This window comes from Streptomyces mesophilus, from assembly GCF_040300965.1.
Classification (GTDB): domain Bacteria; phylum Actinomycetota; class Actinomycetes; order Streptomycetales; family Streptomycetaceae; genus Streptomyces; species Streptomyces mesophilus_A.
The window spans coordinates 1-23,383 of sequence record NZ_JBEPEW010000007.1; the positions used below are offsets into that span (position 1 = coordinate 1).

Genomic DNA, 23,383 nt, shown 5'->3' on the forward strand with positions numbered 1-23,383 from the left:
GCAGACGGGCTACGCCCGCCCCACCGCCCCCGCGAGCACCGGCTCCCGCGCGAGGGTCCCCGTGGGCATCGACGGGTGGCGGCACAGGAACACGATTCCGCCGACGATCGCGGCAAGGCCCGCCGCCTGCCAGGCCAGTGCGCCCGTGTCCGTCCGCAGCCGGTCCCCGAGGAAACCGACCCCGCAGACGATCCCCGCGAGCGGCTGCGCGGCCGTGAGCGCGGGCAGCGAACTGCGCAGCGGTGCCATCTCGAAGGCGCTCTGGACGAGGAGCAGACCGGCGAGGCCGAGGACGAGCACACCGTACGGCTGCCAGGCGGTGAGCAGTCCGAGCAGCCCCTGTTCGCCGACGCGTTGGCCGCTGATCCGGGTGAGCGCGTCCTGCAATCCGTACAGGAGACCACCCGCGGCGCCGAGGAGTGCCGGGCCGATGCCCAGGCGGAAACGGCGGGCGACCACGGTCAGGACCAGCGCCGTGCCGAGCACCGCGCCGATCACCAGCCAGTGCCGCAGCGGCGCGACCGTCGCGTCCGAGCCCTGGGGATGCCCGGCGATCAGGAAGGCGCTCACACCGCCCGCGAGCAGCAGCAGACCGCCCCAGCCCTGGCGACCGAGCGGCTGGCCCGTGCGCCAGCGCACCAAGGTCATCGCGAACAGCAGATGCGTGGCGAGCAGCGGCTCCACCAGGGACATCTCGCCCCAGGACAGAGCGACCGCACCGAGTGCGGTGCCGCCCGACATCAGCGCGATGCCCGCCAGCCAGCGCGGCATCCGTACGAGGTCGAGCAGGAGCCTCGGGGAGAGGAAGTCCCCGAGGGGTGCGCTGCGGGCGGCGCTCTGCTGCAGCACGAAGCCGAAACCCAGACAGCAGGCCGCGCCCAGCGCGAAGAGTAAGACGGGGAGCGTCAAAGGGGACCTCAAGAGCGGTCGTTCATGGGGGACTTGGGCGACCTTAGCCGGATGCCTCCCTTGATCGCCTCCCCCCTGCGCCTTCTGTGGGCGGTCGCACACGGCGGTCCGCCGTCCGGTACGGCCATCACCAGGGCTTCGCACACAGTTGACGGAACCCGCCCTGGTACCGAGGATCTGAACCGACCGGTAACCGCGCGTGTGAACTGATTGAAACGGACGGCGACGATGGCGTACGACGCAGATGTGATCGTGATCGGAGCAGGCCTTGCCGGTCTGGTGGCCACCGCGGAGCTCGTCGACGCCGGGCGCAAAGTGATCCTGCTCGACCAGGAGCCCGAGCAGTCCATCGGCGGCCAGGCGCACTGGTCGTTCGGCGGGCTGTTCTTCGTCGACTCGCCCGAGCAGCGCCGACTGCGGATCAAGGACAGCCACGACCTCGCCCTCCAGGACTGGATGGGCACGGCGGGCTTCGACCGGGACGAGGACCACTGGCCGCGCAAATGGGCCGAGGCGTACGTGGACTTCGCCGCAGGCGAGAAGCGCTCCTGGCTGTACGGGCAGGGCGTGCGCTTCTTCCCGGTCGTCGGCTGGGCGGAGCGCGGCGGCTACGACGCCACCGGTCACGGCAACTCCGTGCCGCGCTTCCACATCACCTGGGGCACGGGCCCCGGCCTGGTCGCGCCCTTCGAGCGGCGGGTACGGGAAGGCGTGGCGCGCGGTCTGGTCGAGCTGAAGTTCCGCCACCGGGTCACCGGCCTTTCCCGTAGCGCCGGTTCGGTCGACACCGTCACCGGCGAGATCCTCGAGGACTCCTCGATCGAGCGCGGCCAGGAGTCCAGCCGCACCGCCACCGGCACGTTCGAGCTCAAGGCCCAGGCGGTGATCGTCACTTCCGGCGGTATCGGCGGCAACCACGATCTCGTACGCGAGGCCTGGCCCGCCCGCCTCGGCAAGGCCCCCGAGAAGCTGCTCTCCGGCGTGCCCGCGCACGTCGACGGTCTGATGCTCGGCATCACCGGGGAGGCCGGCGGCCGCCTCATCAACGGCGACCGGATGTGGCACTACACCGAGGGCATCGAGAACTGGAACCCGATCTGGCAGCGGCACGGCATCCGCATCCTGCCCGGCCCGTCCTCGCTCTGGCTGGACGCCCGCGGCAAACGCCTGCCGGTGCCGCTCTTCCCGGGCTTCGACACGCTCGGCACCCTCGAGCACATCATGAAGACCGGCCACGACTACACCTGGTTCGTGCTCAACCAGCGCATCATCGGCAAGGAGTTCACGCTCTCCGGATCCGAGCAGAACCCCGACCTCACCGGCAAGTCGGTGCGCGGCGTGATCGACCGGGCGCGTGCGGACGTGCCGGGCCCGGTCAAGGCGTTCATGGACCACGGCGTCGACTTCATCATCGAGGACGATCTCTCCGCGCTCGTACGGGGGATGAACGCCCTGACGAAGGACGACCTGATCGACGAGGCGGAGCTGCGCCGCGAGATCACCGCGCGCGACCGGGAGATCGTCAACCCGTTCACCAAGGACCTGCAGATCACCGCGATCCGCGGCTCGCGCAAGTTCCTCGGCGACAAGCTGATCCGCACCGTCGCCCCGCACCGCATCCTCGACCCGAAGGCGGGCCCGCTGGTCGCCGTCCGCCTCAACATCCTGACCCGCAAGTCTCTCGGCGGCCTCGAGACGGACCTGTCGTCCCGGGTCCTGACGGAGAGCGGCGAGGCGCTGCCCGGTGTGTACGCGGCCGGTGAGGCGGCCGGCTTCGGCGGCGGCGGCGTACATGGCTACCGGTCCCTCGAGGGCACGTTCCTCGGTGGCTGCATCTTCTCGGGGCGCGCGGCGGGCCGCGCGGCGGCGAAGGCTGTCGGCTAGCCGAGGGCCCTCCCGTACGACCGTCTAGAGCGACCCGCCCGTCGGCTTCGGCCCGGGCGGGTCGACCCGCTCCACCACACGGAAGCGCTGGGCGACGACAGGGGTGGCGTCGTCCACCGAGAACTCCGGGTCGCCCAGTGCCTCCCGCATCTCGGCGCCGTGCCAGAACTTCTCGTGCACGGCCCGCCATTCGGCGACGGTCCGGTACCCCTCGCCCTCGTCGCTCGCGTGCTGCTGATCCACCTCGGCGAGCGGCAGCACCCGTACCTCGGTCAGCTCGATCACGGCGACCACACGTTCGTCCGAGTCGAGGACCGCACCGCGCTCGCCGGCCGTGGGCAGCGGGTCGCCCCAGTGCTCGTAGTCGATGACGAGCCCGGTCGTGGAGGTCTTCTCCCCGGCGAGCACCGCGGCGACCAGCTGGTCGCGCAGCGGCCCCGGAAAGGCGAACTCGAAGGTCTTCATGTCCTCGGGATACGGCATGGGCGCAGCGTAGAGGCGGGGGGTGCGCGCAGTCGCGCCGATTATGACGAATCACGGACGGAGGGCCGTGGCCCCTTCACTCCCCGCATCCCAGGTGCTCGAATCGTGGGGTGAACTCCCCCTCGCCCCACGAAGAGCCGGCCGACGGCCGCGGCAGCCCCGTCGGGCGGCGGCTCGTGCTCGGCATGCTCGGGCTCGGCGCCGCCGGCATCGCGGCCGCGCCCGTCCTGCAGCGCGGAGTCGAGGCGGTGGCCGCGAAGGACCCCACGGGTCTGACCGACGTGCTGCCCGCGGGCGGCGGCTTCCGCTACTACTCGGTCGTCGCCTCCGTACCGCGCAAGAACGAGGACACCTACCGCCTCACCGTCGACGGACTGGTCGAGCACAAGGCCACGTACACGCTCGATGAACTCCGCGCGCTTCCGCAGACCCGGATCGTCCGCGACGTCCAGTGCGTCACGGGCTGGCGCGTACCCGATACGCCCTTCCAAGGGGTGCGGCTCTCCACGCTGTTGGACGCCGCGGGGGTGCGCCCGGAAGGCCGTGCCATCCGTTTCGAGTGCTTCGACGGCGCGTACAGCGAAAGCCTCACCCTGCAACAGGCGCGCCGCAAGGACGTGCTCGTCGCCCACCGCATGCGGGACAAGGACCTCTCCCACGCGCACGGCGGCCCGGTCCGCCTCTATGTGGCGCCCATGTACTTCTACAAGTCGGCCAAGTGGCTCTCCCGGATCACCGTCACCGACAAGGTCATCCCCGGTTACTGGGAGGAGCGAGGCTATGACATCGACGCCTGGGTCGGCCGGTCCAACGGCCGCGACGACAACCCCACGGCCTGAACTCCCGGCGCGGGTGCGGAGGTTCAGCCGCGGCGAACGCTGGATCCACCGCACCACGGCCGTCCTGATGACCGTCTGCCTCGTCTCCGCCGCCTGCCTCTACCTGCCCTCCCTGGCCCAACTCGTGGGCCGCCGCCATCTCGTGGTGACGATCCACGAGTGGTCCGGCATCCTGCTGCCCGCCCCGTTCCTCCTCGGCCTCGTCTCCCGCGCCTTCCGCGCCGACCTGCGCCGCCTCAACCGCTTCGGCGCGCACGACACACAGTGGTGGCGCGCCGCGCTGCGCCGCGAGAAGGGGCCTCGGCCGGCCGGCAAGTTCAACGCCGGCCAGAAGTCGTACGCGGCGTGGATCGCCGGCGCCACCCTGGTGATGCTCGGCACGGGCCTCATCATGTGGTTCACGCACCTCACGCCGCTGACCTGGCGCACGGGCTCGACCTTCGTCCACGACTGGCTCGCTCTGGCGATCTCGGTCGTATTGGCCGGTCACATCGGCAAGGCCCTCGCGGACCCGGAGTCCCGGCGCGGCCTGCGTACGGGATCGGTGGACCGCGCGTGGGCGGAACGCGAACACCCCTTGTGGAGGCCCTGAAACGCGCATGGGGCAGTCCGGTGTGCGGGCGAGGCGTGGCCGGGATCCGCCTCGACAGGTGCATGCACATGCCACAGGCTCGTGGGTCGCGGCGGCGCAGGGGGCGCCGCCCGCGTACCGGAAGGCAGACCCGTGAAGTTCAGCTACGTCATGCTGCCCGACTACCCGCTCGAGGAGTCACTCGCCTCGATCCGGCTCGCGGACGAACTCGGCTTCCACGCCGTCTACGCGGCGGACGAGACCTGGCACAAGGACATGTGGCTTCTGTTCGCCGCGGCCGCCCGTGAGACCAGCCGCGTCCGCCTGGGCCCGAGCCTGTCCTCGGTCGTGCTGCGCGAGCCCACGCTCATCGCCCAGGCGCTCGCGACCCTCGACGAACTCTCCGGCGGACGCGCCGAAGGAGTCCTCTCCAGCGGCAACTTCGGGCTGCTCGCCCAGTACGGCATCGACTGGACCCGCCAGAAGCCGCTCTCACGCACCAAGGAAGCGCTGCATGTGATCCGTACGCTCCTCGACGAGGGGACGATCACATACGACGGTGAATTCTTCACGTACGACGGCCTGTTCACCTTCGCGCGCCCCGTGCAGGAGCGGCTGCCGCTGAAGCTGGGCGCCATGCGCGGCCCCAAGTCCTTCGAGGCGGCGGGGGAGTTGTCGGACGGCTGCCATCATGCGCTCAGCTACACGCGTGAGGCGTACGACTATGCGGTGGAGCATCTGCGGATCGGCGCCGAGCGGGCGGGCAAGGACTGGCGGAGCCTCGACATCGGCGCCTGGGTGGTGTTCGCGACCGGGCCCGACTCGGCGAAGGCGAAGGAGGCCGCGCGCTCCATGGCCGGGATCTACGCCTCGTCGATGCCCGAGGAGCAGCTGCGGCGCAACGGGGTGGAGCCGGCCGAACTCAAGCCGGTGATCGACGCGATCGCTGCGGGGGACCTGGCCCGCGGGATCGAGCTGACCTCGCCGGAGACCGCAGAGAAGCTGTCCGTCGCGGGCACGCCCGAGGAGTGCCTGGAGAAGATCCGGCGCGATATCGAACCGAGCGGCGTGAACCACATGATCTGCGCCGTCACCGACCGGTCCCTGGTCCGCGCCTTCACCGGCCGGGACCTGCCGGGCGCAGCGGACGTGGAGACCCAACTGCGCCTGATCCACGAGGAGATCATGCCTGCGTGGGGACGCTAGGGGAGGACGGGCGGGGTGTTGCCGACGAGGGCGTCGAGTACCGCCCAGTCGCATTCGACCGGGTAGCCGCCCAGGCCTTCGAGCAGCGCGTACGGGTCGAAATCTTCCGCCGCCTCGTCCCGGGGCGGGTAGAGGGCCGGACCGGAATCCTCCTCGGGTGGCCGTCCGGCCGTCACCCGCTCCGCCTCCCGCCGGCAGCGCTCGGTGTCGGCGTCGATCGCATCGCTGCACGACGCGCCCACCGCGAACGAGGTGACGTGCAGATCGCCTTCGAGCCGGGCCCGGGCCGCTCGGACCGAGGCCTCCCACTGGGCCTCCTGCACCAGCTCGATCTGCTCGGCGCACTGCGCGGCGGTGAGCTGTTCGACGTGCTGAGGGTTGCGGTCCAAGGGGTTCGGACCGGCGTACGCGGCGACGGCCACGGCGGCGATCAGGACGAGACGCGAAGCGCGCCGACTCACAGCGATCCCCCTCGCGTCCGGCCCCGGGGCGGGCCGCCCGGCAGGGGCACACCTTAGCGATCACCGGACGGCGCGCCGCCCAGGGGGTCGCGGCCGCTCAGAGCTTGCGCAGCTTCGCGACGGCCTCCGCCGTGATCTCCTCGGGCGCCGGCGTCACATCGACCACGACGCCCGCCTCGTCGGCGCCCAGCTCCTCCAGCGCCTCGAACTGCGAGGCGATCAGCGAGGCCGGCATGAAGTGGCCCTCGCGCGCCGACTGCCGTTCGGTGATCAGTTCGCGCGAGCCCGACAGATGCAGGAACACAACGCCGGGCGCGGCCGCCCGCAGCCGGTCACGGTAGACCCGCTTCAGGGCCGAACAGCTCACGACCCCGCCGAGTCCCGCCCGCGAAGCCGCCCACGCGCCGAGCGAGTCGAGCCACGGCCACCGGTCCTCGTCGGTGAGCGGCGTGCCCGAGCGCATCTTCTCGATGTTGGCCGCCGAGTGGAACTCGTCCGCCTCCGCGTACGGCACGCCCAGCTCCGCGGCCAGCAGACGACCGACCGTGGTCTTGCCCGTTCCGGACACACCCATGATCACCACGACCTGATCGGAGCCCACAGCCGCTCACCCTCCTCGGTGTTTGTGCACGTCACGTCCATGATGCCGGACGCGTCCGGCACGGAATCCGGGGGGCGGGACAGCCGCCGGCCGCAGGTCAGGTGAGAAAGTCACCGTCCACATAGACCCACGCACCGTCCAGGCGCACGAACCGGCTGCGCTCATGCAGCTCACCGGGTGCGCCCGCGTCGGCGAAGCGGGCCAGGAAGGTCACGGTGCCGGTGTCGTGGAACGCCGTACCCTCGGTCGTGGCCTCGATCTCCAGGCCCGCCCACCGCATCCCGGAGTCGAAGCCCACGCCCGGCGGCCTCGTGTCCGGGTGCCAGGTCCGCAGGAGATATGCCTCATCCCGTACGACGAAGGCCGCGTACCGGGAACGCATCAGCTGCTCGGGCGTCGCGGCCCGGGCCGCCCCGGAGTGGAGGCGACCGCAGCACTCCCCGTAGGGGACACCCTGACCACACGGGCAGGGGGTCGTCGTGGTGACGGCGGATGCCGGTGTGCGCTGGGCGGCAGCCGTCTGAGCGCGGCGTTTCGGGCGTCGTGACATGGGCGCCATTGTCCCTCGGGCCCTGTCCGCCGGGCCCCACCCACCCCAGCCGCCCCCCTTCGATTCAGGTGCGGCGTACATCTATCACCTGTGGATCTACATCAGGTGGAGGGAACGACCCCGTTCTCTACACCCAGCGCAGTACACAGGTCCAGCCCCAGGGGCTGAGTGAATCACCGATTCCGCCGTTGACGATGGATGGGTACACCGGACAGAACTTCCTGCTTTCTCCCGTCTGCCCGGTCTTCGTCCTGCCCGTAACTCGACGGAAGCTTGGTCTCAGGTGGCTACGTTCCTTTATCGACTCGGCCGAGGCGCGTTCCGACGCCGCGGTCTGGTCGCCCTTCTGTGGGTGGCCATACTCGTGGGCATCGGCGGCGCCTCGTCCGTGGCGCCCGCCGCGCCCGAAGACTCCTTCTCCATGCCCGGCACCGAGTCCCAGAAGGCCTTCGACCTCCTTGCCGAGCGATTCCCGGGCCAGGCCTCCGACGGTGCCACGGCCCGTGTGGTGATCAAGGCCCCCGAGGGCGTGAAGCTCACCGAGGGCCCCGGTAAGGCGCACGTCGACGGCCTGCTCAAGGACCTCGGCGACAACCCGCAGGTCAAGGAGGTCGCCAACCCCTTCGAGGCCAACGCCGTCAGCAAGGACGGCTCGACCGCGTACGCCTCCGTGTCGTACAAGGTCAATGCGCAGGAGCTGACGGACAAGGCTCGTGAGGCGCTCACCAAGTCCACCGACGAGGCGCGCAGCGACGGCTACACCATCGAGACCGGCGGTGACGCCGTCCAGGCCGAGCCCGAGATGGGCGGCACCGCCGAGCTGATCGGCATGGGCGTCGCGCTCGTCGTCCTGGTCCTGACCTTCGGCTCGCTGGTCGCGGCCGGCATGCCGCTGCTCTCCGCCATCATCGGCGTCGGTATCGGCGTCTCCGGTATCGCGGCACTCGGTTCCGCGCTCGGCCTGTCCGCGACCACGGGCACGCTCGCCACGATGATCGGTCTCGCGGTCGCCATCGACTACGCGCTGTTCATCATCGCCCGCTACCGGGCCGAGATCGCCGAAGGCCGCTCGTACGAGGAAGCCGCAGGCCGCGCCGTCGGCACCGCCGGTTCCGCCGTGGTGTTCGCCGGACTCACCGTGATCGTCGCCCTCTCGGGCCTGGCGGTCGTCAACATCCCGATCCTCACGAAGATGGGCCTGGCCGCCGCGGCGACCGTCGCCGTCGCCGTGCTGATCGCGCTCACCCTCACCCCGGCGCTGCTCGCCTTCGCCGGCAAGAAGGCGCTCAGCCGCAAGGACCGCAAGGCCCTCAAGACCGGCACCGAGCCGAAGAACGCGGGCAAGACCAAGCTCGGCACCCGCTGGGCCCACTTCGTCCTTCGCCGCCCGGTGACCGTGCTGGTCACCGCGGTGCTCGGCCTCGGCGTCATCGCCCTGCCGGCCACGAGCCTCGAGCTCGGCCTGCCGGACGAGGGCAGCGCCGCGCCGGACTCCACGCAGCGCAAGGCGTACGACATCCTGTCCGACTCCTTCGGCGCCGGATTCAACGGTCCGCTGAATGTCGTCGTCGACGCCAAGGGCGTCGCCGACCCGAAGGCCGCCGCGGAAGAGGTCGGCAAGAAGATCACCGACCAGGGTGGTGCCGCGGCCGTCACCCCGGCCATGTTCAACAAGGCCGGCGACACCGCCACCATGACCGTCGTGCCCAAGACCGGCCCGAGCGACCCGGCCACCGAGACGCTGGTCCGCGACCTGCGCGACCTCGCGGGTGACATGAAGGCCGAGACCGGTGCCACCGTTCTCGTCACCGGCATGACCGCGATGACGATCGACTTCTCGCAGACGCTCAACGACGCGCTGCTGCCGTACCTCGGCATCATCGTCGGCCTGGCGGTCATCCTGCTGATGCTGGTGTTCCGCTCGATCCTCGTCCCGCTGAAGGCGGCGCTCGGCTTCCTGCTCTCCGTGATGGCCGCGCTCGGCTCCCTGGTCGCGGTCTTCCAGTGGGGCTGGCTCGCCGACGTCTTCGGCGTGGACCAGCCGGGTCCGATCATGTCGATGATGCCGATCTTCATGATCGGTGTGGTCTTCGGTCTGGCCATGGACTACGAGGTCTTCCTGGTGACCCGGATGCGCGAGGCCTACGTGCACGGCGCATCGCCCGCCGAGGCCATCACCAAGGGCTTCACCCTGGGCGGCCGGGTGGTCGCCGCAGCCGCGGTCATCATGATCAGCGTGTTCTCCGGCTTCATCCTGGAGAACGACGACATGGTCAAGACGATGGGCTTCGGCCTCGCGATCGCGGTCCTCTTCGACGCCTTCGTGGTCCGTATGGCGATCGTGCCCGCGGTCCTTGCACTGCTCGGCCACAAGGCCTGGTGGCTGCCGAAGTGGCTGAACCGCATCCTGCCCAACGTCGACGTCGAGGGCGAGAAGCTCCACAAGGAGCTCGGCGACACCCCGGCGCCCGCGCAGGAGCAGCGCGAGCCCGAGCCTGCCGGAGTCTGATCCGTCGGTGACGCACGGTGGCCCGGTCCTGAACGTTCAGGACCGGGCCACCGGCGTTTGTGCGCTCCCCGCTCGTTCACCGCGCCGTCCCTCGTATGGGCGCATAACGTGGCAGATACGGATCTCCGGACTCGAAATCCCGAGCCGGATCTCCCGAGCCGGAATCCGGAGCCGGATCCCCCTGAGCCGGATCCCCCGAGCCGGAATCCGGAGCCGAAGATCCGAGCCGGATCCCCGAAGCAGGAGGCAGAAGCCATGCCCGCATATCCGCTGGGCGCACCGTGCTGGGTCGACGCGATGTTCCCGGACCTCGACGCCGCCAAATCCTTCTACAGCGAGCTCTTCGGCTGGACCTACACCGAAGGCTCCGCGGAGTTCGGCGGCTACACGCAGGCGTTCGCCGACGGCAAGGCCGTGGCCGCGGTCGTGCCGCAGATGCCGGGCATGGAGGAGCAGCCCCCGGCCTGGAGCCTGTATCTGGCGGCGCCCGACATCGAGGCCACGACGGCCGAGATCAAGGCGAACGGCGGCACCGTCGTCATGGACCCCATGCAGGTCGGGGAGTTCGGCTCCATGGTCGTCGCGCAGGACCCCGGCGGTGTCTTCTTCAGCGTCTGGCAGGCCGGCGCGCACCAGGGCTTCGAGAAGGTCAACGAGCCCGGAGCCTTCTGCTGGGCCGAGGTCACCACCCGGGACCCGGACGCGGCGGACGCGTTCTTCCCCGCCGTCTTCGGCTACAACGCCCAGCGGATCCCCGACGAGACCATCGACTTCACGGTGTGGGACCTGGGCGAGGACCCGGTCCTCGGACGCTTCAAGATGACGGAGGACTTCCCGCCGGAGGTGCCCTCGTACATCAACGTCTACTTCGTGGTCGACGACTGCGACGCCGCCGTCGAGACCGTCAAACGCCTCGGGGGAGAGGTCCACATCGGCCCCATGGGCAGCCCCTTCGGCCGCTTCGCTTCGGTGACGGACCCGCAGGGCGCGGCGTTCTCCGTGATCGACGTGGCGACCATGGAAGGCGAGATGCCCGACTTGGGCTGACAGTTCAGGCATACGGCGGGGTGCGGGCCGAGCGAGGCCCGCACCCCGCCGCCTTGTGCGGACCCGAAATCCCTTGCACCCGGGGACGATCTCCCCGATCCGATGCATCATGCTTGCCAGGCGCGCCCGCCGATCAAGGCGCCGCGGACCGTACGGCAAGGGGGAACACGGGTGAACCGTTACGAGCGCCACGGCGAACTGCTCCGCCTGCTCGCCGAGCAGCGCCAGCTCGACGTCGAGTCGGCGGCGAAGGACCTGGACGTCTCCGCGGCCACGATCCGCCGCGATCTCGACCAGCTCGCCGAGCAGGGCCTGTTGATCCGCACCCGCGGCGGCGCGATGCCCAACGACGTCACCTACGACCTGCCGCTGCGCTACCGCTACGCCCGCGACTCCGTCGAGAAGGAACGCATCGGCCGGGCCGCCGCCGCACTCGCCACACGCGGCATGGTCGTCGGCATCAACGGCGGCACCACCACCACCGAAGTCGCCCGCGCCCTGGCCGCCCGCCCCGACCTCCTGGAACGCGAACCGTCCGACGGCCCCGCGCTGACCCTGGTCACCAACGCCCTGAACATCGGCCACGAGTTGGCGGTACGCACCCACATCAAGGTCGTCACCACGGGCGGCGTCGCCATGGCGCAGTCGTATGAACTCGTCGGCCCGCTCGCCGGGTTGATCCTCAAGGAGATACGCCTCGACATCGCCTTCATCGGCGTCGACGCCCTCGACCCCGAGCGCGGCGCCAGCGCCCGCAGCGAACACGAGGCCAGCATCAACGCCCTGCTCGCCGAACAGGCCGACCGCCTGGTCGTCGTCGCCGACTCCAGCAAGCTCGGCATCCAGGCCTTCGCCCGCATCTGCCCGCCCCAGGCGATCGACACGGTGGTCACGGACGACCGCTCGCCCGAGAAGGCCAAGGTGTTCGAGGAGCGGGGCATGACGGTGATCCAGGCTTAGGCCTGGATCAGCCGCTGGCCTGGGTCAGCCGCCGGATCAGCCGGCGGGCGGCAGGATGATGCAGGTCGTGGTCGCGTGCGCGATCAGCTTCCCCTGCTCGTCGAGGACCTTGCCCTCGGCGGTGGCGGTACGCCGCCCGGCATGGATGACGGTGCCCTCGGCGGTGAGGGTCTGGCCGTCGGTGCGGGCGGACCGGATGTAGTTCACCTTGAGTTCGAGTGTGGTGTACCCGGTGCCGGCCGGCAGCGTGGTGTGCACGGCGCAGCCCATCGCGGAGTCGAGCAGGGTGGCGGCGATCCCGCCGTGGACGCTGCCGAGAGGGTTGGCGAAGTCCGGGCGGGTGTCGAGCGAGAGGACGATACGGCCGTGCTCGACCTCGTCGAAGCGCATCCCGAGCAGACGGCCGATGGAGGGCACGTCGGTGGGGCGTTCGGTCTGCACCCAGCGCATCAGTTCCAGGCCGGTCATGGCGGTGAAGTCGGTGGTCGTCACGGTGGTTCTCCTTGCACGGTGCCGCCGTCCCGCCGCGAGCGGCGGCGGGACGGTCGTCGGACGGGATGAGGCGCGATACGGACCGGGACGCTGGCCCGGCAGGCTCTTCGGGGCAGCGCGTGTGCGGTCGGCCGGGTGCTCGTCAGCCGAGCGGGGCGGTGGTGTCGCGCAGAGTGGCCAGGGCCGGGGCGTACATACGGGACTTGATGGTGCCGAGGGTGTCGCCCGCTTTGTTCACCTGCGCCTGGGCGAGCTCGATGGCGGTGGCGCGTACGGCCTCCTCGGTGACCGCCCGGTCCACGATGCCGGCGGCCGCGGCTTCGGTGCCGCCGTAGCGCCGGGCGGTCAGCATCGCCTCGTGTGCCGTCCGCGGCGCGAGCCGGGACTGGATCAGGGCGGACATCCCGGGGGTGAACGGGATGTTGATATCGGCCTCGGGCAGGCACCAGTAGCCGCGGTCGGCCCGCATCACGCGGAAGTCCTGGGCGAGCGAGAACATCGCGCCGGCCGCGAAGGTGTGCCCCTGCAGCGCGGCCACCGTGACCACCGGCAGAGACAGCATCCGCGCGAAGAGCTCATGGACGGAGACGACGTAGTCCTGGTGCTGGTCGGCGTGGGCGAACAGCCAGTCCAGGTCGAGCCCGTTGGAGTAGAACTTGCCGCTCGCGGCGGTCACCAGCGCGCGCGGGCCCTCCGCCTTCTCCACCTCGTCGAGCGCGGCACCGACGGCGCTGAGCCAGTCGGGGTGGAAACGGTTCTCTCCGTCTCCGAGGTCGAGGATGAAGACGTTGTCCTGACGGTCGAGCGAGGGCATGGCGACTCCTTCGGTCTGGGCGGGTGAGGCGAGTTGGGCGGTGTGGCGTACTGGGCCTTCATGGCGTGCTGGGCCTGTGAGGCGGGTCAGGCGGGTGAGGCGAGTTGGGCGCGTAGGGCGTGCTGGCCGGATACGTCATGGCCGCACCGCAGCTACGACCGGCCTTCCGGCGCGGCACCGGGCCGGTCGCGCAGGGCGTGGCGGAGCAGATCGTGGATCTCGGCGGCAGCCCCTTCGATCGGGGCGGTGCTCCGTTCGGCGCGGCACATGATCACCGCGCCTTCGACCGCGGCGATGATGAACGCGCCCAGCCGGCGGCTGCGTTCCTCGGTCAGGCCGTGCCGGACGAAGAGGGCCGCGAGGGCCTGCTGCCAGCGGGCGAAGACAGCGGCGGCCGAGCGGGCGAGCTGGGGCGCGTCATCGTTGGTCTCGACGGCCACCGCCACGATCGGGCAGCCGGCCCGGAACCCGCTCTCCACGAGCCGGTCGCGCCACAGCACGAAGAACGCGTCGACGGCCTCCACCGGGTCATCCGCCTGCATGGCGGCGTCGATCAGGCCCGCGATGAAGTCCCCTGCCAGCGCCACCGCTTCGTCGATGAGCTGAGCCCGCCCGCCGGGGAAGTGGTGATACACCGAGCCCCTGGGGGCGCCGCTGTGTGCGAGCACCCGGTCCACGCTGGTCGCGCTCGCCCCGTACTCACGCAGCAGCGCGGCGGCGCTGAGGATCATCCGGTCACGGCTGTCACTTCTGCGCGGACTCACACGCCCGCCCCCTTCCGACGGCCAGGCGGCCCGGTGGGCTACCTGTCGGTAACTTATGGGCTATGGCATAGAACATGCAAGAGGTGGAGTTGACCGGAGGCTCCCTCCGTTTTACGCTCGACCCTATACGGAGGCGGCATCCGTTTTTGATGCGTCAGCAGGGGCACGGAGAAACCGGAGCGCGCATGATCGCCAGCGGGCAGCAGGGGCGCAGGCCCCGCGCCGACGTCCAGCGCAACCGCGCGGCCCTCCTGGAGACGGCTCAGCGCCACTTCCTGCAGTACGGCGTCGGCACCTCCCTGGAAGCAGTGGCCAAGGAGACGGGCGTCGGACCCGCCACGCTGTACCGGCACTTCCCCACCCGGGAGGCGCTGCTCGCCGCCGTGCTGCAGACGCGCTCCGAGGAGTTCGTGGCCCGCCGGGCGGACATCGAGCAACTCGGGGACTCCGCCGAGGCGTTGGAGCGGTGGCTGCGGGCGATGGAGGAGTACCTCAGCGCCTTCAGCGGTCTGCCGGACCCGCTCATGACCGCGGCTCGGGCCCAGGATCCGGACAACCCCCTCACGATTCCCTGCGACATCCTCATCACTGCCACGGATGAGTACGTGCGGGCCGCGCAGCGCGCGGGACACGTGCGCGCGTCGGTGCGGGGACACGACCTGTTCCTCGCGGCCTGCTCCATCGCCTGGATCAAGGGCACCGGCACCGACGAGGCGTCACTCGACCGTCTCCGCGCGCTCATCGCGAGCGGATACCGCGAGGTGGACCCGCAGGCGTAAACCGCCACATGCCCCGGGCGCGGCCCGGTGGCCCACCCCCAGCCATCGCATCGAGCCGCCCTCATGGCGGCAGCGCAACCACTTCAGGGACGAATCATGAAAATTACTGTCATAGGCGCAGGTGCCATCGGTGGGAACCTCGCCGTCAAGCTCAGCGCGGCCGGTCACGACGTCCAAGTGGCCGACGCCCGCGGCACCAGGGACATCCGGGCCGAGGTGCTCGAGTCCGGGGCCCGCGCGGCCGAGCCGGCCGCCGCCGTCCAGGGCCGCGACGTCATCATCCTGGCCGTCCCCTTCGGGGTCGCGGGGGAGCTCGCCGACCTGTTCGCCGCGGTCCCCGACGAGACCGTGGTCATCGACACCTCGAACTACTACCCGCACCTCAGCGGGCAGATCGCGGCCGTGGACGACGGCGAGGTGGAGAGCGTGTGGAACGCCCGTCAGCTGGGCCGCCCCGTGGTCAAGGCGTGGAACGCCGCCCTGGCCGGGACTCAGCGCACCCGGGGCCTTCCGGCCGGAACCCCCGGCCGTATCGCCCTCCCCGTCGCCGCCGACTCCGCGCGGGCGCGGCGCGTGGCGATGCGGCTCGTGGACGACACCGGCTTCGACCCCTATGACGCGGGCGTGCTGGCCGACTCCTGGCGCCAGCAGCCCAACAGCCCTGCCTACTGCACCGAGTTGACCCTCGACGCACTGCCGGCGGCCTTGGCCGCAGCCGACCGCGTCAAGGACGCGGCCGTCCGCGACAGCGTTCCGGAGCGCCTCGCCGCCCTTCCTGCGGACTTCACCCTGGACGATGTGGTCGAGATGAACCGCGCCGCCCACCGCTGACCGGCATCGGCCGCGGCACGGGCAGTCGGCGATACGCGGGACGGCGCAGGCGTACGGGCCCGTCTCCTCCCCCGGGGGAGACGGGCCCGTACGGTTCGGTCACACCGCTCAGTACGTGGTGGGCAGGTGCTTGTAGCAGTACTTGTCGCCGCCAACGGACTTCAGCAGGGCGTTGCCGGTCTTCTTGCCCACGATGCCGTCGTACGGCTTGACCTTGAAGTCCTCCTGGAAGGCCTTCACCCAGGCCTTGGTGTAGCTGCCGTACTTGCCGTCCTCCTCGAGGACGGTGCCGTAGTTGCGGTTGATGATCCGCTGGACGCACCACACACCGCTGCCGGACGAGCCGTGGTTGAGGGTGGGTGCGCCCGGGCGGGCCTCGGCGGCGGTCGTGGTCATCAGACCGAGCGTGCCGGCGGTGACGGCGGCGGCCGCGAGACCGGCCTTCAGACGGAGACTGCGCATGGGGTTCCTCCCCCCGTGTCGGCGGGGCGGCCCGGTGCCGCCCGGCTGGTGGAACGACCGTGCCCCGGCCGCGCCGCCGAGGGCCACAGCATGCCGTGCTTCTGCCGTCCCAGGCCGCTGACCTGCTGGGACGCCACGTCCCCTGACAAAGTGGCGGCACCCTGGGACGCACTCGTCACCGTGTCCTGATCCCGTCACGACGCCGGAAGGGCCGGAACCCACCGCCGAGGGCGATGCATCTCTTCCTCGGTAGGACCTTGGGTCGGTACGTCGACGGGGGTGGACCATGGCCCGCTGGAAACCGTTGCCCGGCGCGCTGCCGGAGCGTGAGCGACAACTCGCCGTCCAGCTGAGGCGGTTGAAGGACCGCGGCGGCCTGAGCTTCACCGCCCTTGCCGCGAAGACCTCGTACAGCTCCTCGTCCTGGGAGCGCTATCTCAACGGAAAGAAGCCCGTGCCGCGCGAGGCCGTGGAGGAGCTTGCGCGGGTGTGCGGGGCGGATGCGACACGGCTGCTCGTCCTGCACGAGGCGGCGCTCGCGACCGCCTCCGTCGACCGGACACCGCATCCACCGCCCTTGCCGGCGACGGGAGATGCCCGGCGCGCGGGCACGGCGCTGCTGTCCCGTCGGGAGGCGGATGCCCTGCCCATGGGGCACCCGGGAGGCGAACTGCCGCCCCCGGCCCGATCCGCGCGCGGTGGCACCCTCGCCGTGGCGCGGAGTGTGCGAGGTCGCCTCGTTGCCGGAGCACTGATCGCCGCCGCGTTCGGTGCCGGGCTCCTCGTCGGCGCCCGGTGGCTCGGAGCGGGGGAGCCGGCTCCAGCAGCCACCGCCGAGTACCGCGTCGGCACCACGTACACCTGTGAAATCGCCCGCCACGACGGCCGGTTGTACGCGGGCCACAGCGCCACCCGTGAGGTGCTGCTCACCCTGGACAGCAGCGGCTGGGACGTGGTCGAGGCCCAGTGCCTGCTCAGCCGGCACGGCTATCCGGCCGGAAAGGCCGACGGCCTGTACGGCGCCGGCACACGGCGCGCCGTCCAGGTCTTCCAGAAGGACCGCGGCTTGGTGGTGGACGGCATCGTCGGCCCCGACACATGGGGGGAGCTGCGCCGATGAGCCCATCCCGCCCCGAGCGCACGGCTACCGGTGCCGACCGTACGGTCCCCGGCGCCGAGCGCACGGCACCCGGCGTCGACCGTACGACAACCCGGGCCGCCCGCACGGCAACCCGAACTGAGCGGACGACAGCCCGGACCGCCGACACCGCCGCCCCCGAGCTCCGTCAACTGGCCGATCGCCTCCGTCACTTACGTACCGAAGCAGGCCTGTCCCTGGAGGCCCTGTCCGCCCGCACCCACCGCGGCACCACCTCCTGGGCCCGCTATCTGTGCGGCACCGCACTGCCGCCGCGCGGCGCGGTCGAGGAACTGTGCCGCGCCGCAGGAGCGCAGGCCCACGAGGTGCTGGCGCTCTGGGAGTTGGCGGAGGCGGAGTGGAGCGGACGGGCCGGCCGTGCGAGGGATGCGGCGCCGGATGCCGCTGCGCCCCGTGCCGAGCACCGCCGTCCGAAAGCGGCCCTCACCTTGGCATCAGCCGCAGCCGCTCTCGCCGCCACGCTGACCCTGGCCCTCACGCTCACAACGACCGGCGGCGACGCCCGCCCCACCCCGCCGCCCTCGGCCGCCCCGGGCTGCACAGGCCGTACCTGCGAAGGCCAGGACCCCGTACGCATGGGCTGCGGCGGAGCGGACATGGTCACCACGCTCGCCACGCACACCGCGGGCGACCGCCGCGTGGAGCTCCGCTACGGCAGGCCGTGCGCCGCGGTCTGGGCGCGCGCCGCCCATCTGCGCAAGGGGGACCGGGTCGACGTGACCCTGCCGGGCAGGCCGCCGAAGCAGGTCGTCGCGCAGGGCGGTCCGCGCTACGCGGCGACCCCGATGACCGCCGGCGACCCCTCCCGCGCCACTGTCTGCCTGACCCCGGCCGACGGCTCCCGCCGCTGCTTCACGGCCGGCGACGAATCCTGACACCGCCGGCTCCGGAGCGCGGAGGTCAAGCCGACGCGTCGCCCCGCGCAGCCGCTGTCAGATACCCGAGCACCATGTCCCCGAGCATCGAGCGATAGTGCTCACGCCGCCCCGGCTGGGTGAGGTCGCGGTCGAAAAGAGCCTGGAACGTATGCCGGTTGGCGACACGGAAGAAGCAGAACGAGCTGATCATCGCGTGGACGTCGATCGCGTCCACATCGGCACGGAAGACACCCTCCGCTCGCCCGGCCTCGAGGATCCGCCCGATGACCTCGATCGCGGGGGAGTTGAGCGAGCGCAGATGCTCGGAGCCCGCGACATGTTCGGCCCCGTGGATGTTCTCGATGCTCACGAGCCGGATGAAAGCGGGGTGGGCCTCATGGTGATCGAAGGTCAGCTCCGCGAGCCGGCGGATCGCCGCCACCGGATCCAGGTGCTCGACGTCGAGCTTCTGCTCCTGGGTCCGGATCACCGTATAGGCGCGTTCGAGTACGGCTGTGAAGAGCTGTTCCTTGCTGCCGAAGTAGTAGTAGATCATCCGCTTCGTGGTGCGCATCCGGGCGGCGATCTCGTCCACACGCGCCCCGGTGTACCCGGCCCGGGCGAATTCGTCCGTGGCCACATCGAGGATCTCGGCCCGGGTACGCGCCGCGTCCCGGGTGCGCCGCGAAGGGGACTCGGTCGGCTGCGCGGCGGCCATGCGGCTCCTCGGGTACGGACGATGCGGCGCCGGCCAGTCTAGCTTCGGCGCCCCGGGCCGAAGCGGCCGGTCAAGCGCCCCCGCCGGAAGAGCCGATCAGTTACTTCTTCGCCTACGGATGCGGGCGGGAATTCCGCCGCGAAGCGGGCCGCAGCACGTGACCGGCGTATCGCGAAGTGGAAGCCGGGACTCGCCTCCTTCTTCGTGCCGCTGATCTGCTGCTCGCGGCGGGGACGTGGTTCTACCGCCCCGGCCGCACCGACGCTCGTGCCGACCATCGGCCGCGACCACACCTATCCGGCCCTCGAGCGCTCTGTCCGCTCGTACACCGACCACGTGCCGGCCTACTTCCCGAAAAGCCGTGGTGCGGAACTCGGTGGTCGGGCGCCACGCCTCGATCGCGGCGTCCTGCGTCCTCGACGGCGCGGTCATCGGCGACCTCGCCCGCCGGCGCAGGTCACGGACGGTGCACCACGACCACAGGGCCGTCGCCTGAACCGTCCGCCCGCCTTCACCCGCCCCTCCACACCACGCGATCGCGCTGTCCCGGTGCGGAAGGGGCGGGAAACGAAAAAGACCCCACATGGTGTGGGGTCTCATCTGTGTCCGAGGGGGGACTTGAACCCCCACGCCCGATAAAGGGCACTAGCACCTCAAGCTAGCGCGTCTGCCATTCCGCCACCCGGACCGGTGACCCGCGGTTTCCCGCGGCGACGTGGAAAACCATAGCAAACATTCAGGGGTCCCCGATCACACCCCCGGGCCGCCCCGCCTGACGTGAACGGCGCATGTCGCAGCGGGCCCGCCCTTGGGTCCGGACCGGGGACGCGGGAGGATGGGACCGACCAGCGAGCAGCAACTGCGAGAGGAACGCGGCGTGAGCGAAGCGGGCAGGAACGGGCAGCACAGCGGTCGGCACGGCCAGGAATACGTCGCCGGTGAGGACGAGGTCGTCGACCTCTGCCGGGACCTGATCCGGATCGACACCAGCAACTACGGGGACCACTCCGGGCCCGGCGAACGCAAGGCCGCCGAGTACGTCGCCGAGAAGCTCGCGGAGGTCGGGCTCGAGCCCCAGATCTTCGAGTCCCACCCCGGCCGTGCCTCGACGGTCGCCCGGATCGAGGGCGAGGACCCCTCGCGTCCGGCGCTGCTGATCCACGGGCACACTGACGTCGTCCCGGCCAATGCGCAGGACTGGACCCACCACCCCTTCTCCGGCGAGATCGCCGACGGGTGCGTGTGGGGGCGCGGCGCCGTCGACATGAAGGACATGGACGCGATGACCCTCGCGGTCGTACGCGACCGGATGCGCAGCGGCCGCAAGCCTCCGCGCGACATCGTGCTCGCGTTCCTCGCCGACGAGGAGGCGGGCGGCACATACGGCGCCCGGCACCTGGTCGACAAGCACCCGGGCCTCTTCGAGGGCGTGACCGAGGCGATCGGCGAGGTCGGCGGCTTCTCGTTCACGGTCAACGAGAATCTGCGCCTATATCTCGTCGAGACCGCCCAGAAGGGCATGCACTGGATGCGGCTCACCGTGGACGGCACCGCCGGGCACGGGTCGATGACCAACAAGGACAACGCGATCACCGAGCTGTGCGAGGCCGTCGGGCGCCTGGGCCGCCACGAGTGGCCGGTGCGCGTGACCAAGACCGTACGGTCGTTCCTCGACGAACTGTCCGACGCACTCGGGACCGAGCTCGACCCCGAGGACATGGACGCCACCCTCGCCAAGCTCGGCGGCATCGCCAAGATGGTCGGCGCGACGCTCCGCAACTCCGCCGCCCCGACGATGCTCGGCGCCGGCTACAAGGTGAACGTCATTCCCGGGCAGGCCACCGCCCACGTCGACGGGCGCTTCCTGCCGGGGTACGAGGAGGAGTTCCTCGCCGACCTCGACCGCATCCTCGGCCCGCGCGTGAAGCGTGAGGACGTGCACGGCGACAAGGCGCTCGAGACCGACTTCGACGGCAAGCTCGTGGACGCCATGCAGCTCGCCCTGAAGGCCGAGGACCCCATCGCACGGGCCGTTCCGTACATGCTCTCCGGCGGCACCGACGCCAAGTCCTTCGACGATCTCGGCATCCGCTGCTTCGGGTTCGCGCCCCTGCAGCTGCCGCCCGAGCTGGACTTCGCGGGCATGTTCCACGGTGTGGACGAGCGCGTGCCGACCGAGGGACTCAAGTTCGGTGTGCGCGTTCTCGACCGCTTCATCGACGCTTCCTGAGCTCGTTGATCTCAATATTCGGCCGTACGTGCGCAGTTGACTGAAAAGAGTGAAAGCGACCATAGGCTCGTAGCCCGAATACTCCCTCCTCGTTACAGGTGATGCAGTCCGCGGCTGGGACTGCATTGCCAACAAGGAGGAATAATGATCAAGAAGGTCGTCGCTGCTGCGGCTGCTACGGGTGGCCTGGTTCTCGCTGGTGCGGGTATCGCAGCTGCCGACTCCGGTGCCCAGGGTGCCGCTGTGAAGTCTCCCGGCGTGCTCTCGGGCAACGTTGTTCAGGTCCCGGTCCACATCCCGGTGAACGCGTGTGGCAACACCGTTTCCGTGATCGGGCTGCTGAACCCCGCCTTCGGCAACACCTGCACCAACGTCTGAGACGTAGTGCCTCACCCCAAGAGGGTCTGAGTCCGTCGGCCCCGGAGTGCGTGCCATGCGCTCCGGGGCTGCCTGGCATCTAGGCGCACCCGCAAGGGAGCGGTTGCGCTACTCCAGTAGGTCAAAGGCAGGGAAGAACCTATGCGACAGGTCACGCGCAAAGGCCTGATCACCGTGGCAGCCGCGAGCGGCGTGCTCGCCGTCACGGGTGGCACCGCGTTCGCCGACTCGGGAGCGGACGGCAAGACCGCCGACTCCCCGGGCGTGCTGGCGGGCAACACCGTCCAGCTGCCGATCAACATCCCCGTGAACCTCTGCGGTAACACGGTCAACGTGGTCGGACTGCTCAACCCGGCGGCGGGCAACAGCTGCGCCAACGTCTCGGACAGCGGCAACAGCGGCAACAGCGACAACGGCGGCAAGGACGAGCCCGGTGGCGGCGCCACCGCCGAGGGCTCGGCGAAGGACTCGCCGGGCGTCGGCTCCGGCAATGTCATCCAGCTGCCGATCGACGTCCCCGTGAACGCCTGCGGGAACAGCGTCACGATCGGCGGCCTGGGCAACGGCACCGAGGGCAACGACTGCACCAACGAGGCCGGCCCGAAGCCGCCGGTCGACGAGGAGCCGCCGGCCGGGCCCGAGAAGCCGGAGAAGCCCGGTAAGCCGGACACCCCGGACCGTCCCGAGAAGCCCTCGAAGCCCAATGAGCCCGAGACGCACACCGTCACTCCGCCCAAGGGTTCCGAGCAGCTCGCCCGGACCGGCGCCGAGACGCCGATCGGTATCGCCGTGCCGATGAGTGCGGGTCTGCTCCTCGCGGGCGCCGTGCTCTACCGCAGGGCGCGTCAGGCGGCCTGACGCAGTACGGATGCGCAAGTGAGTGGGCCCCGCCTCTTGGCGGGGCCCACTCCGTTGTCACCAGGTTCTCGTCGGCGGATACGTCACCACGTCGCACGCACTTGACGGATGATCCGTCGGCGCAGCCGCACCCGGCGGCTTCCGTCGCGGCGCAGGGTCAGTCGGTGCAACTCCCAGTGTCCGTACTCGGCATGCTCGGTCAACAAGCGAGTCGTGTCCTTGCGAGAGATCCCGCGCGGCACGTACACGTCGAGAAATTCGTATTCGGCCATCGCATCTATTGTGCGGGCAACGGCCTGGTACGGATAGCGTCTGCACTATGTCTGATGCTGCGCAGGTCACCGCTGCCGAGGTACGTGCCGCCGCCGAGGCGGTCAAGACCGCTCTCGACCGCCACCTTGCCGCGGTCGAGGGACGGTCGGGCGAGGACGACCCGGGTGTCTACGAAGCGTTCAACGAGCTTGCGTCGGCGGCCGAGGCGTACGACGAACTGCTCTACGACACCTACGACGAGGTCACCCCCTTCGAGATTCCCGGAAACGAGGACGATCTGCCGCCCTATGCCGGCCCTGCCGATCCCAGCGCGCTCAGCGTGCTGATCCGGCGGGACTACGCGGTGGTCGAGCCGCAGCGGCTGCTCGCCCAGGCGCAGCGGGTGGCGGACCTTGACGCGGATACGGCGGGCGATCTGTCCGGGTCCGAGGAGGTCGGCGGGAGTGCGCATGCGGCGCTCGGGGTGCTGTTCGGCGAGTTCGAGCCGGATGAAATCGCTTCCCGGCACAAGGAGTTCGGCCTGGAGGAGGGCGACTCCACGCTCTGGGTGACGGCGTCGGAGGGGACGCCGGAGCCGGGGGAGTGGCTGGAGGCGCCGTTCGAGACGGTGGATCCGCAGCGGGTGGTGTGCCGGTTCGATGTGAGCGCGGTGTTCGACGAGGAACTGGACGACGGGCTCGATCTGGTGGGGGAGCCGGATCTGGAGGACGACTTGGAGCCGCTGGATTCCGAGCGGTAACGGTTCTGT

Annotated in this window: 27 protein-coding genes and 1 tRNA gene; 16 read left to right on the plus strand and 12 right to left on the minus strand. The window is 70.6% G+C overall.

Features of this window, described 5'->3' with window-relative positions:
• Nucleotides 1-9 precede the first annotated feature (9 nt).
• Nucleotides 10-909: a DMT family transporter gene (locus ABT367_RS04345; RefSeq protein ID WP_352249451.1), complete on the minus strand. Its 900-nt coding sequence runs from the start codon at nt 907-909 to the stop codon at nt 10-12.
• A gap of 228 nt (nt 910-1,137) precedes the next feature.
• Between ABT367_RS04345 and ABT367_RS04350 the strand changes: the two genes are divergently transcribed.
• Nucleotides 1,138-2,793, plus strand: a complete 1,656-nt coding sequence (locus ABT367_RS04350) for an FAD-binding dehydrogenase (protein WP_352249453.1) — start codon at nt 1,138-1,140, stop codon at nt 2,791-2,793.
• Nucleotides 2,794-2,817: 24 nt separating this feature from the next.
• Here the strand turns inward: ABT367_RS04350 and ABT367_RS04355 are convergent, their stop codons facing one another.
• The gene (locus ABT367_RS04355) at nt 2,818-3,276 is read right to left on the minus strand and encodes an ASCH domain-containing protein (protein ID WP_352249455.1); all 459 of its coding nucleotides are present in this window, start codon (nt 3,274-3,276) and stop codon (nt 2,818-2,820) included.
• 185 nt (nt 3,277-3,461) lie between these two features.
• Between ABT367_RS04355 and ABT367_RS04360 the strand changes: the two genes are divergently transcribed.
• The 3 genes from ABT367_RS04360 (at nt 3,462) to ABT367_RS04370 (ending at nt 5,892) form a co-directional block, all read left to right on the plus strand.
• Nucleotides 3,462-4,115, plus strand: a complete 654-nt coding sequence (locus ABT367_RS04360; protein ID WP_352249632.1) for a molybdopterin-dependent oxidoreductase — start codon at nt 3,462-3,464, stop codon at nt 4,113-4,115.
• Complete coding sequence (locus ABT367_RS04365) at nt 4,057-4,707, plus strand: cytochrome b/b6 domain-containing protein (protein WP_352249456.1); 651 nt, start codon at nt 4,057-4,059, stop codon at nt 4,705-4,707. The genes ABT367_RS04360 and ABT367_RS04365 overlap by 59 nt, the downstream gene beginning before the upstream one ends.
• Before the next feature lie 132 nt (nt 4,708-4,839).
• The gene (locus tag ABT367_RS04370; RefSeq protein WP_352249458.1) at nt 4,840-5,892 is read left to right on the plus strand and encodes an LLM class flavin-dependent oxidoreductase; all 1,053 of its coding nucleotides are present in this window, start codon (nt 4,840-4,842) and stop codon (nt 5,890-5,892) included.
• Here ABT367_RS04370 and ABT367_RS04375 read toward each other — a convergent pair.
• From ABT367_RS04375 to ABT367_RS04385, 3 genes are all read right to left on the minus strand, one after another.
• Nucleotides 5,889-6,353, minus strand: coding sequence for a hypothetical protein (locus tag ABT367_RS04375; protein ID WP_352249460.1), 465 nt, complete (start codon nt 6,351-6,353; stop codon nt 5,889-5,891). The genes ABT367_RS04370 and ABT367_RS04375 overlap by 4 nt on opposite strands.
• A gap of 97 nt (nt 6,354-6,450) precedes the next feature.
• Entirely contained in the window at nt 6,451-6,927 is a 477-nt protein-coding gene (locus ABT367_RS04380; protein ID WP_434975399.1) for a gluconokinase, read from the minus strand.
• A 124-nt stretch (nt 6,928-7,051) separates the two neighbouring features.
• Nucleotides 7,052-7,504: a YchJ family protein gene (locus tag ABT367_RS04385; protein ID WP_352249463.1), complete on the minus strand. Its 453-nt coding sequence runs from the start codon at nt 7,502-7,504 to the stop codon at nt 7,052-7,054.
• A 283-nt stretch (nt 7,505-7,787) separates the two neighbouring features.
• Here ABT367_RS04385 and ABT367_RS04390 point away from each other — a divergent pair, with 283 nt between their 5' ends.
• From ABT367_RS04390 to ABT367_RS04400, 3 genes are all read left to right on the plus strand, one after another.
• Nucleotides 7,788-10,013 (plus strand): MMPL family transporter, encoded by a 2,226-nt coding sequence (locus tag ABT367_RS04390; protein ID WP_352249465.1) that lies wholly within the window; start codon nt 7,788-7,790, stop codon nt 10,011-10,013.
• Nucleotides 10,014-10,268: 255 nt separating this feature from the next.
• Nucleotides 10,269-11,060, plus strand: a complete 792-nt coding sequence (locus ABT367_RS04395; RefSeq protein ID WP_352249467.1) for a VOC family protein — start codon at nt 10,269-10,271, stop codon at nt 11,058-11,060.
• A gap of 171 nt (nt 11,061-11,231) precedes the next feature.
• Nucleotides 11,232-12,020, plus strand: a complete 789-nt coding sequence (locus ABT367_RS04400; RefSeq protein WP_352249469.1) for a DeoR/GlpR family DNA-binding transcription regulator — start codon at nt 11,232-11,234, stop codon at nt 12,018-12,020.
• Between the two features lie 36 nt (nt 12,021-12,056).
• Here the strand turns inward: ABT367_RS04400 and ABT367_RS04405 are convergent, their stop codons facing one another.
• The 3 genes from ABT367_RS04405 to ABT367_RS04415 all read right to left on the minus strand — a co-directional run bounded on the left by ABT367_RS04405 (nt 12,057) and on the right by ABT367_RS04415 (nt 14,090).
• Nucleotides 12,057-12,512 (minus strand): PaaI family thioesterase, encoded by a 456-nt coding sequence (locus ABT367_RS04405; RefSeq protein WP_352249471.1) that lies wholly within the window; start codon nt 12,510-12,512, stop codon nt 12,057-12,059.
• Between the two features lie 142 nt (nt 12,513-12,654).
• Entirely contained in the window at nt 12,655-13,326 is a 672-nt protein-coding gene (locus ABT367_RS04410; RefSeq protein ID WP_352249473.1) for an enoyl-CoA hydratase-related protein, read from the minus strand.
• Nucleotides 13,327-13,478: 152 nt separating this feature from the next.
• On the minus strand, nt 13,479-14,090 hold the full coding sequence (locus ABT367_RS04415; RefSeq protein WP_352249475.1) for a TetR/AcrR family transcriptional regulator: 612 nt from the start codon (nt 14,088-14,090) through the stop codon (nt 13,479-13,481).
• 185 nt (nt 14,091-14,275) lie between these two features.
• Here ABT367_RS04415 and ABT367_RS04420 point away from each other — a divergent pair, with 185 nt between their 5' ends.
• Together ABT367_RS04420 and ABT367_RS04425 are read left to right on the plus strand one after the other, a co-directional pair.
• Nucleotides 14,276-14,869, plus strand: a complete 594-nt coding sequence (locus ABT367_RS04420; RefSeq protein WP_352249477.1) for a TetR/AcrR family transcriptional regulator — start codon at nt 14,276-14,278, stop codon at nt 14,867-14,869.
• A 96-nt stretch (nt 14,870-14,965) separates the two neighbouring features.
• The gene (locus tag ABT367_RS04425) at nt 14,966-15,700 is read left to right on the plus strand and encodes an NADPH-dependent F420 reductase (protein WP_352249479.1); all 735 of its coding nucleotides are present in this window, start codon (nt 14,966-14,968) and stop codon (nt 15,698-15,700) included.
• A 108-nt stretch (nt 15,701-15,808) separates the two neighbouring features.
• Here ABT367_RS04425 and ABT367_RS04430 read toward each other — a convergent pair whose 3' ends face one another.
• Nucleotides 15,809-16,162: a peptidoglycan-binding domain-containing protein gene (locus ABT367_RS04430; protein WP_352249480.1), complete on the minus strand. Its 354-nt coding sequence runs from the start codon at nt 16,160-16,162 to the stop codon at nt 15,809-15,811.
• Between the two features lie 286 nt (nt 16,163-16,448).
• Here ABT367_RS04430 and ABT367_RS04435 point away from each other — a divergent pair, with 286 nt between their 5' ends.
• Together ABT367_RS04435 and ABT367_RS04440 are read left to right on the plus strand one after the other, a co-directional pair.
• Complete coding sequence (locus ABT367_RS04435) at nt 16,449-17,282, plus strand: peptidoglycan-binding protein (protein WP_352249482.1); 834 nt, start codon at nt 16,449-16,451, stop codon at nt 17,280-17,282.
• Entirely contained in the window at nt 17,279-18,196 is a 918-nt protein-coding gene (locus ABT367_RS04440; protein WP_352249484.1) for a helix-turn-helix domain-containing protein, read from the plus strand. Before ABT367_RS04435 ends, ABT367_RS04440 begins: the two co-directional genes overlap by 4 nt.
• 25 nt (nt 18,197-18,221) lie before the next feature.
• Here the strand turns inward: ABT367_RS04440 and ABT367_RS04445 are convergent, their stop codons facing one another.
• Nucleotides 18,222-18,896: a TetR/AcrR family transcriptional regulator gene (locus ABT367_RS04445; RefSeq protein WP_352249486.1), complete on the minus strand. Its 675-nt coding sequence runs from the start codon at nt 18,894-18,896 to the stop codon at nt 18,222-18,224.
• 361 nt (nt 18,897-19,257) lie between these two features.
• Here ABT367_RS04445 and ABT367_RS04450 point away from each other — a divergent pair, with 361 nt between their 5' ends.
• Nucleotides 19,258-19,392: a hypothetical protein gene (locus ABT367_RS04450; RefSeq protein WP_352249488.1), complete on the plus strand. Its 135-nt coding sequence runs from the start codon at nt 19,258-19,260 to the stop codon at nt 19,390-19,392.
• Between the two features lie 107 nt (nt 19,393-19,499).
• Here the strand turns inward: ABT367_RS04450 and ABT367_RS04455 are convergent.
• Nucleotides 19,500-19,584: transfer RNA gene (locus ABT367_RS04455), tRNA-Leu, on the minus strand.
• Between the two features lie 189 nt (nt 19,585-19,773).
• On the opposite strand from ABT367_RS04455, the gene ABT367_RS04460 reads away from it, so the two are divergent.
• The 3 genes from ABT367_RS04460 (at nt 19,774) to ABT367_RS04470 (ending at nt 22,362) form a co-directional block, all read left to right on the plus strand.
• Nucleotides 19,774-21,126 (plus strand): M20/M25/M40 family metallo-hydrolase, encoded by a 1,353-nt coding sequence (locus ABT367_RS04460; protein WP_352249490.1) that lies wholly within the window; start codon nt 19,774-19,776, stop codon nt 21,124-21,126.
• 144 nt (nt 21,127-21,270) lie between these two features.
• Nucleotides 21,271-21,504, plus strand: a complete 234-nt coding sequence (chpH, locus tag ABT367_RS04465) for a chaplin ChpH (protein WP_165330906.1) — start codon at nt 21,271-21,273, stop codon at nt 21,502-21,504.
• Between the two features lie 141 nt (nt 21,505-21,645).
• Entirely contained in the window at nt 21,646-22,362 is a 717-nt protein-coding gene (locus ABT367_RS04470; protein ID WP_352249492.1) for a chaplin, read from the plus strand.
• An 83-nt stretch (nt 22,363-22,445) separates the two neighbouring features.
• On the opposite strand, the gene ABT367_RS04475 is transcribed toward ABT367_RS04470, so the two are convergent.
• On the minus strand, nt 22,446-22,634 hold the full coding sequence (locus ABT367_RS04475; protein ID WP_165330904.1) for a DUF5703 family protein: 189 nt from the start codon (nt 22,632-22,634) through the stop codon (nt 22,446-22,448).
• Nucleotides 22,635-22,681: 47 nt separating this feature from the next.
• On the opposite strand from ABT367_RS04475, the gene ABT367_RS04480 reads away from it, so the two are divergent.
• Entirely contained in the window at nt 22,682-23,374 is a 693-nt protein-coding gene (locus ABT367_RS04480; RefSeq protein ID WP_352249494.1) for a hypothetical protein, read from the plus strand.
• Nucleotides 23,375-23,383: the final 9 nt, after the last annotated feature.

Coding starts and splice junctions, on each gene's coding strand:
- ABT367_RS04430 (WP_352249480.1), bottom strand. CDS start 16,162: ATGCGCAGTCTCCGTCTGAAGGCCGGTCTCGCGGCCGCCGCCGTCACC.
- ABT367_RS04435 (WP_352249482.1), top strand. CDS start 16,449: ATGGCCCGCTGGAAACCGTTGCCCGGCGCGCTGCCGGAGCGTGAGCGA.
- ABT367_RS04395 (WP_352249467.1), top strand. CDS start 10,269: ATGCCCGCATATCCGCTGGGCGCACCGTGCTGGGTCGACGCGATGTTC.
- ABT367_RS04350 (WP_352249453.1), top strand. CDS start 1,138: ATGGCGTACGACGCAGATGTGATCGTGATCGGAGCAGGCCTTGCCGGT.
- ABT367_RS04410 (WP_352249473.1), bottom strand. CDS start 13,326: ATGCCCTCGCTCGACCGTCAGGACAACGTCTTCATCCTCGACCTCGGA.
- ABT367_RS04380 (WP_434975399.1), bottom strand. CDS start 6,927: ATGGGTGTGTCCGGAACGGGCAAGACCACGGTCGGTCGTCTGCTGGCC.
- ABT367_RS04355 (WP_352249455.1), bottom strand. CDS start 3,276: ATGCCGTATCCCGAGGACATGAAGACCTTCGAGTTCGCCTTTCCGGGG.
- ABT367_RS04420 (WP_352249477.1), top strand. CDS start 14,276: ATGATCGCCAGCGGGCAGCAGGGGCGCAGGCCCCGCGCCGACGTCCAG.
- ABT367_RS04480 (WP_352249494.1), top strand. CDS start 22,682: ATGTCTGATGCTGCGCAGGTCACCGCTGCCGAGGTACGTGCCGCCGCC.
- ABT367_RS04425 (WP_352249479.1), top strand. CDS start 14,966: ATGAAAATTACTGTCATAGGCGCAGGTGCCATCGGTGGGAACCTCGCC.
- ABT367_RS04445 (WP_352249486.1), bottom strand. CDS start 18,896: ATGGCCGCCGCGCAGCCGACCGAGTCCCCTTCGCGGCGCACCCGGGAC.
- ABT367_RS04470 (WP_352249492.1), top strand. CDS start 21,646: ATGCGACAGGTCACGCGCAAAGGCCTGATCACCGTGGCAGCCGCGAGC.
- chpH (WP_165330906.1), top strand. CDS start 21,271: ATGATCAAGAAGGTCGTCGCTGCTGCGGCTGCTACGGGTGGCCTGGTT.
- ABT367_RS04360 (WP_352249632.1), top strand. CDS start 3,462: ATGCTCGGGCTCGGCGCCGCCGGCATCGCGGCCGCGCCCGTCCTGCAG.
- ABT367_RS04365 (WP_352249456.1), top strand. CDS start 4,057: ATGACATCGACGCCTGGGTCGGCCGGTCCAACGGCCGCGACGACAACC.
- ABT367_RS04475 (WP_165330904.1), bottom strand. CDS start 22,634: ATGGCCGAATACGAATTTCTCGACGTGTACGTGCCGCGCGGGATCTCT.
- ABT367_RS04440 (WP_352249484.1), top strand. CDS start 17,279: ATGAGCCCATCCCGCCCCGAGCGCACGGCTACCGGTGCCGACCGTACG.
- ABT367_RS04385 (WP_352249463.1), bottom strand. CDS start 7,504: ATGTCACGACGCCCGAAACGCCGCGCTCAGACGGCTGCCGCCCAGCGC.